Origin of the sequence: Protofrankia sp. Cj3 (genome assembly GCF_917627355.1) — a bacterium.
In the GTDB taxonomy this organism is placed as follows: domain Bacteria; phylum Actinomycetota; class Actinomycetes; order Frankiales; family Frankiaceae; genus Protofrankia.
In genome coordinates this window covers 1-5,454 of the sequence record NZ_CAKJTR010000173.1, presented here as the reverse complement: position 1 = coordinate 5,454, position 5,454 = coordinate 1, and the positions used below count along the sequence as shown (strand labels likewise).

The 5,454-nt window shown below is 65.7% G+C and carries 6 protein-coding genes and 1 pseudogene; 5 read left to right on the top strand and 2 right to left on the bottom strand.

The features are described 5' to 3' along the window. From MJ783_RS18855 to MJ783_RS18835, 5 genes are all read left to right on the top strand, one after another. The coding region (locus MJ783_RS18855) for a restriction endonuclease (RefSeq protein WP_239312158.1) at positions 1 to 251 on the top strand (251 nt) is incomplete at its 5' end. A 131-nt stretch (positions 252 to 382) separates the two neighbouring features. Continuing rightward, complete coding sequence (locus MJ783_RS18850; protein WP_239312156.1) at positions 383 to 1,066, top strand: VWA domain-containing protein; 684 nt, start codon at positions 383 to 385, stop codon at positions 1,064 to 1,066. Continuing rightward, the gene (locus MJ783_RS18845; RefSeq protein ID WP_239312154.1) at positions 1,063 to 1,893 is read left to right on the top strand and encodes a PP2C family serine/threonine-protein phosphatase; all 831 of its coding nucleotides are present in this window, start codon (positions 1,063 to 1,065) and stop codon (positions 1,891 to 1,893) included. The genes MJ783_RS18850 and MJ783_RS18845 overlap by 4 nt, the downstream gene beginning before the upstream one ends. Further along, positions 1,890 to 3,830: a helix-hairpin-helix domain-containing protein gene (locus MJ783_RS18840; protein WP_239312153.1), complete on the top strand. Its 1,941-nt coding sequence runs from the start codon at positions 1,890 to 1,892 to the stop codon at positions 3,828 to 3,830. Before MJ783_RS18845 ends, MJ783_RS18840 begins: the two co-directional genes overlap by 4 nt. Before the next feature lie 104 nt (positions 3,831 to 3,934). Continuing rightward, positions 3,935 to 4,075, top strand: a complete 141-nt coding sequence (locus MJ783_RS18835; RefSeq protein ID WP_239312150.1) for a hypothetical protein — start codon at positions 3,935 to 3,937, stop codon at positions 4,073 to 4,075. Positions 4,076 to 4,407: 332 nt separating this feature from the next. On the opposite strand, the pseudogene MJ783_RS23755 reads toward MJ783_RS18835, so the two are convergent. Both MJ783_RS23755 and MJ783_RS18825 read right to left on the bottom strand, forming a co-directional pair. After that, positions 4,408 to 4,703 (bottom strand): annotated as a pseudogene (locus MJ783_RS23755) (AAA family ATPase); the annotation flags it as partial. A 194-nt stretch (positions 4,704 to 4,897) separates the two neighbouring features. Further along, the gene (locus MJ783_RS18825) at positions 4,898 to 5,326 is read right to left on the bottom strand and encodes a type II toxin-antitoxin system VapC family toxin (RefSeq protein ID WP_239312144.1); all 429 of its coding nucleotides are present in this window, start codon (positions 5,324 to 5,326) and stop codon (positions 4,898 to 4,900) included. Positions 5,327 to 5,454: the final 128 nt, after the last annotated feature.

Below are 5,454 nucleotides of genomic sequence, written 5' to 3'. Positions count from 1 at the left end.
GAATGGTCCGGATCGCGGTGCAGTGCAAGCACTACTCGGGCCTTGCCGTGGGCCCGTCCGCGGTGAAAGAGTTCAACGGCTGTGCGCGGACGGATCATCGTGCCGGTGTCGCGCTGCTGGTCACCTCGGGCCGCTTCACCTCGGCGGCCGCGGACTTCGGCCACCGTCACCGCATCCAGCTGGTCGACCGGGAGGTGCTCTCGCGATGGATGGCCGGCGAACGGATCCTGCCTCGTGTCGCGGCGTCCTGACGTGGCCGCCGCCGGACCCCGGTCGTACGTGCAGGTCTGGCACTATTGATACTGCATTTTCGATCCGATGCCCGGCCTGCGCCTCGTCGCCGAGCACCCGGCAACGCCCGCCCGACCAGGATTGAGATGGGATGACCGAGCAGATCGGCTACGACAACTTCGACTTCGGCCACCAGCCCGAGGTGGACTTCGCCCTGAACCCCGAGCCGCGGTGTCCCTGCCTGCTGCTGCTGGACGTATCCGGGTCCATGAACGGTCAGCCGATCCGCGAGCTCAACTCCGGTCTCAGGGCCTTCCAGGAAGAACTCACCTCGGACAACCTCGCCGCGAAGCGCGTCGAGGTCGGGATCATCACCTTCGGCCCGGTGCAGGTGGTGACTGACTTCGTGTCTGCCTCGGCGTTCACCGCGCCTGAGTTGCACGTGCAGGGGGCCACCCCGATGGGTGAAGCCATCACCCGGGGGCTGTCGTTGCTCCGAGACCGCAAGAATGAATACCGGAACAACGGGGTGAAGTACTATCGCCCGTGGGTCTTTCTGATCACCGATGGGGAGCCGACGGACAACTGGCAGGCGGCCGCCGACGCCGTTCAGGTGGGTGAGGCCGCGAAGGAGTTCGCGCTTTTCGGCGTTGGCGTTCAGGGAGCGAACATGGAGATACTTCGGCGGATCGTCGTCCGCCAGCCGCTCGCGCTGCAGGGACTCAAGTTCCAGGAGCTCTTCCAGTGGCTGTCCAGTTCCCTGGGGTCGGTATCCCGTTCCGCCGTCGGCACCGAGACGCAGCTCGCGGCACCGACCGGGTGGGCCGCCATTTGACCTGGCGTGTCATTGCGAGGTCCGAGGCCGGCACCTCGCACATCAGACGAAGCCTTCCCTGTGACGACGACTGCCTCTTCGGGCAGTATCCGCTGCCGCGCGGCGACGAGTTGCTCGCGGTCGTCATCGCGGATGGTGCGGGCAGCGCCGAGCACGGTGGTGAAGGGGCACAGGTCGCGCTAGCGGCTGTGGCTGCGGCCCTCCAGTCGTGCCTGAACAGATCTGAGATCACTCTGGATGCCGGTCTGGCCGAGATCCTGGTGACGGCGGCACACGACACAATCGCGTCGAAGGCCGCCGGCAGAAACCTCTGGCCTCGCGACTTCGCTTGCACACTGCTTGGTGTGCTCGCCGCGCCAACGCTCGGAACAATGGCTTTCCAGATTGGCGACGGTGGCATCGTCCTCGACGTCGGGACCGGCTTAGAGATTGCCGTGGCGCCCATGAACGGGGAGTACGCCAACATGACGCACTTCGTCACGCAGGACGACTTCCGCGAGGTGCTCGCCGTCCGAACCTTCGATCCACTCGCCACGAATATTGCAGCATTCACCGATGGCCTGCAGGGAATCGCACTCGACCTCGTCACAGGCGCACCTCACGAACCGTTTTTTCGGCCCTTCTTCAAAGCGCTTGAGCAGGCGGAATCCGGTAACGAGGAGCTACTGCTCGACCAGCTCAGCCTGGCACTGGGACGGTTCCTGCGGGGGCCGCAGGTCAACGATCGGACCGACGACGACAAGACACTCGCCATCGCAGTCTGGCTCGGCGACGTCGGCTCGGCGCCAGTTGGTGACGAAACGGAAATCTCGGACGCGAGGACATGAGCACCACCCGACTGGTCACTTCCACGGGGATCGAGCTTTCGCTGGGCCCTGTTCTCGGTAAGGGGGGCGAGGGTTCCGTCCACCAGATCAATGGAGACCCAGGTCGCGTCGCAAAACTGTACCACAAGGTCCCTGACAACGACCGACAGGAGAAGCTTCGGCTGATGGCGTCCCGACGGGACGCCGATATCCGGAAGTTTGTCGCCTGGCCGGTGGAGACTCTGCATCTGAACCCGAGAGGTCCCGTGCAGGGCTTCGTCATGCCGGTCGTGAGCGCATCTGTTCCCATCCATCAGCTCTACAACCCCGGCCACCGCAAGCAGGAACAGCCTCAGCTGTCGTGGAAGCACCTGCTGGTCATGGCCCGGAACACGGCGGATGCCTTCGCCGCCATCCACCAGCGCGGACTGGTCGTGGGTGACGTCAACGAAAACGCGGTGATGGTCGCCCCGGACAGCGGCCGCGTGATGCTGATCGACGCGGACTCATTCCAGGTGAGTGCGAATGGCCGGATTTTTCCCTGCCTGGTCGGGGTTCCGGATTTCACCCCGCCTGAGTTGCACGCGATCGGTGACTTCAGCCGGATGGTGCGAACCGAAAACCACGACAACTTCGGTCTGGCGGTCCTGATCTTCCAGCTGCTCCTCGGTGGACGCCATCCCTTCGCGGGTCGTCCGCTCCGTGGCGATGTCGGTAACGACATGTCGATTGACATTAGTAGTTTCCGGTTCGCCGACGCCCCGGACAAAGGAAGCCGCGGTCTGGTCCCGCCACCGACAGCTGTCCCGGTGGCCATCCTTCCGGCCGCGATCCACCACATGTTCATCCAGGCGTTCACCGAGCCCGGGATCCAGCTCCGGCCGAATGCTCCGGAGTGGGTATCGGCACTCGATGGGCTGCTTCCGCAGATAGCCGTGTGCCGCGCGAACTCACACCACGCCTACCCAGCCCACGTCCGGGCGTGTCCCTGGTGTTCCCTCGACAGTTCGGGAATCGAACATTTCGTCAGGGCGCAGGTCGCGGCGAAGCTATACGCTGCGAAGGGCAACATCGCGGCACTTTGGGCACATATATCCGCAGTACCGGCCCCGGCGCTGATTGCCGCATCCCCCGATGCAGCGACCACGTTCGTTGCTCGGCCGCTCCCGGCGACAGTGCGCTCGAAGATGACACCGTTTGTCGTCTGGCCCATCGTGGCAGCCGTGGTGATCTTGCTTATAGCAATCGCAGGGGCGCGCGGTCTTCTGGCGTTGGCGTTGCCCGCCCTTGTACATCGGTGGCTCGCGCGGTACGGGGAACCCAGGCGCCAGGAGAAGAGCGCGCGCCTGCTCGCGGCGACACAGGCGCGAGATGCCCATGCAGCCGCGACCCATGAGGCAGCGGAAGCCGGCCCGGTAGGATTTCACGCTATCCGTCACTTACTTGCCGAACTCCACTCCGAATACACTGTCGAAATCCCGAAACGGGAGAGACAGGCACTCGCGGAATTCGACCGCACCGTGCGAGATCGCCAGCTGCGCCGCCACCTGGAGCGACAGTACATCAGCAGCGCCTCGATCAGGCTGGTCGGCCCGGTCCTCACGCAGCGACTTGCCGCGTATGGCATCCACACTGCTGCGGATGTGAGCCACTACAGGATAGCGGACATCAACGGCTTCGGGGAAGCGAAGACCGCGAATCTGGTCGCATGGCGCGACTCCTGCGAGCGCTCTTTCCGCTACAATCCGCATGACCCCGCCATTCACAAGGAGCGCGACCAGGCACTCGGAAGTCACCATTCACGGCGAAGGCTCATCGAGAACGAGCTTCAGCGCGGTCTCGCCGAACTCCAGCGCCGCAGCCAGCTCCGACCGGAGGCGCGAGCCGAGCTCGAGCGGAAGCTGGCCGCCACGGCCCGGCAGCTCGCCCAGGCGGAGGCGGACCTGACTGCCCTCTAGAACTGCATCATTGACCCAATCTTGTGGTTCAGCTGGCCCCGGAGCCTTCCGCACTTGCCCGTCGTGATCGTGCTTTCCTCACCCGACCGGATCGCCGCCGCGACATGGATCAGATGCGCGACATCGACTGGTCCATCGTGTGGCGCATCACCACGACCGCGTTGCGCGAGATCCAGGAGCAACTGACAGTGCTCCTCCGGGCAGAGTTCCCGCTCGTCGCCAGCCAACTCGACCAGCCACACTGACCACGGCCACGGTCGCCTGGCGGCCCGGAAAGTGCCCGGAACCGCCAGGTGTTCGGAACACTTGTTCTACTCGGTAGACGATGTTCTGGTCGACACGATCATCCAGCATCGCCCCTGTCCGGGGCCCGGTGTCCGCTGACAGGCATCTCGGCCGGTCGGCAATGCCCTGACCTGGCAGGGCCTACTTCGATGTCAAAATCCGTGGGCGTCCTTTTGTCGTTGAAGTCGGCCTGCCGGCGACCGGGCCATGGTCCTGCCAGTCGAGTCGGCCCGTTCAGGGGTGGCCGCAGGCTGCGAGGAGGACGGCAGCAGTTCTGATTGTTTCGGGGTAGGTGTGCAAACGTCACGGGCAGCCTTTCCGCGAAGTACGTGAGCGTGTCGGATGCCTCGGCGCCGTGCCGGGTCCCGAGGTTGAGGTTGTGGATCTCGTCGACGCAGACCAGGGAGGTGGCGGCTTTCAGCAGAGTCGGCAGACCGCGTCGAGGACGTCGGTGATGTTGGCGCGGGCAGGCAGGGGGAGGCCGAGGAACCGGGCGAACTCGACCGCGATCATCCGTGGGGTCGCGGCCGGGGGGACGGTGATGTAGATGACCGGGATGTTGTGGTCGGCGTCCGGGTGCTGTCGGCGGTGGATCGTCCCGGGGGTCCGGGGCGGGGCGTTCGTGGGCGTGCTGTCGGTCTGGTCGGCGAGGTGACGCCATTGTCGGCGTGCTGTCGCTGTGGTTGGCAGGGTCTCGTCTCGACGCGGAGGGTCGACAAGCTCGTCGAGCAGCCTGGTGTCGCCGTGGCCCGACATGCCCCGCCGCGCCGTCGACCGAGGTGTCACGGCAGCAGTGCGATCGGCTTCTTGAGGCGGACGACAGAGAAGTGCCGCCGGTCGAGGGTCGCGATGGCGTCCGCGCCGAGCCGTTCGGTGATTGCGAGGACGGAGGTGTCGACGGCGCCGAGTGGGAAGTCGCTGTACTTCTCGACCAACTCGACCATCCGGTCGAGGTCCTGGCGAGCAAGCGGGATCAGGCTGATCTGTCCAGTGCCGACAGAGCGCAGGAAGGCGGCCTCGGCACGGGTGCCCTTCTCCCGTTCGAGCATGAAGCAGACCTCGGTCAGGACGGGATAGGGAACAAGCAGCGGCCTGGGCGTACGCCGCATGAGAGCGACGCTTCGAGCGTGGTGCTCGTCGTCGGTGTCGGCTGCGGCGATCAGCGGCCCGGTGGCCCGGTGGCCCGGTGGCCCGGTGGCCCAGACAATCACTCGGGGGCGCGCCCCAGTTCCGCGCGCAGGACTTCGGCCGAACGGGCGGCGAGGTCACCCTTGCCGCTGGACAACGCGCCGACGAAATCCGGCAACGGCCACTCGTCACCGCCGCCCTCAGCCGGCGC

Excerpts from the sequence above, each read along its gene's own strand:
- MJ783_RS18850 (WP_239312156.1), top strand. The coding sequence starts at position 383 with ATGACCGAGCAGATCGGCTACGACAACTTCGACTTCGGCCACCAGCCC.
- MJ783_RS18840 (WP_239312153.1), top strand. The coding sequence starts at position 1,890 with ATGAGCACCACCCGACTGGTCACTTCCACGGGGATCGAGCTTTCGCTG.
- MJ783_RS18835 (WP_239312150.1), top strand. The coding sequence starts at position 3,935 with ATGGATCAGATGCGCGACATCGACTGGTCCATCGTGTGGCGCATCACC.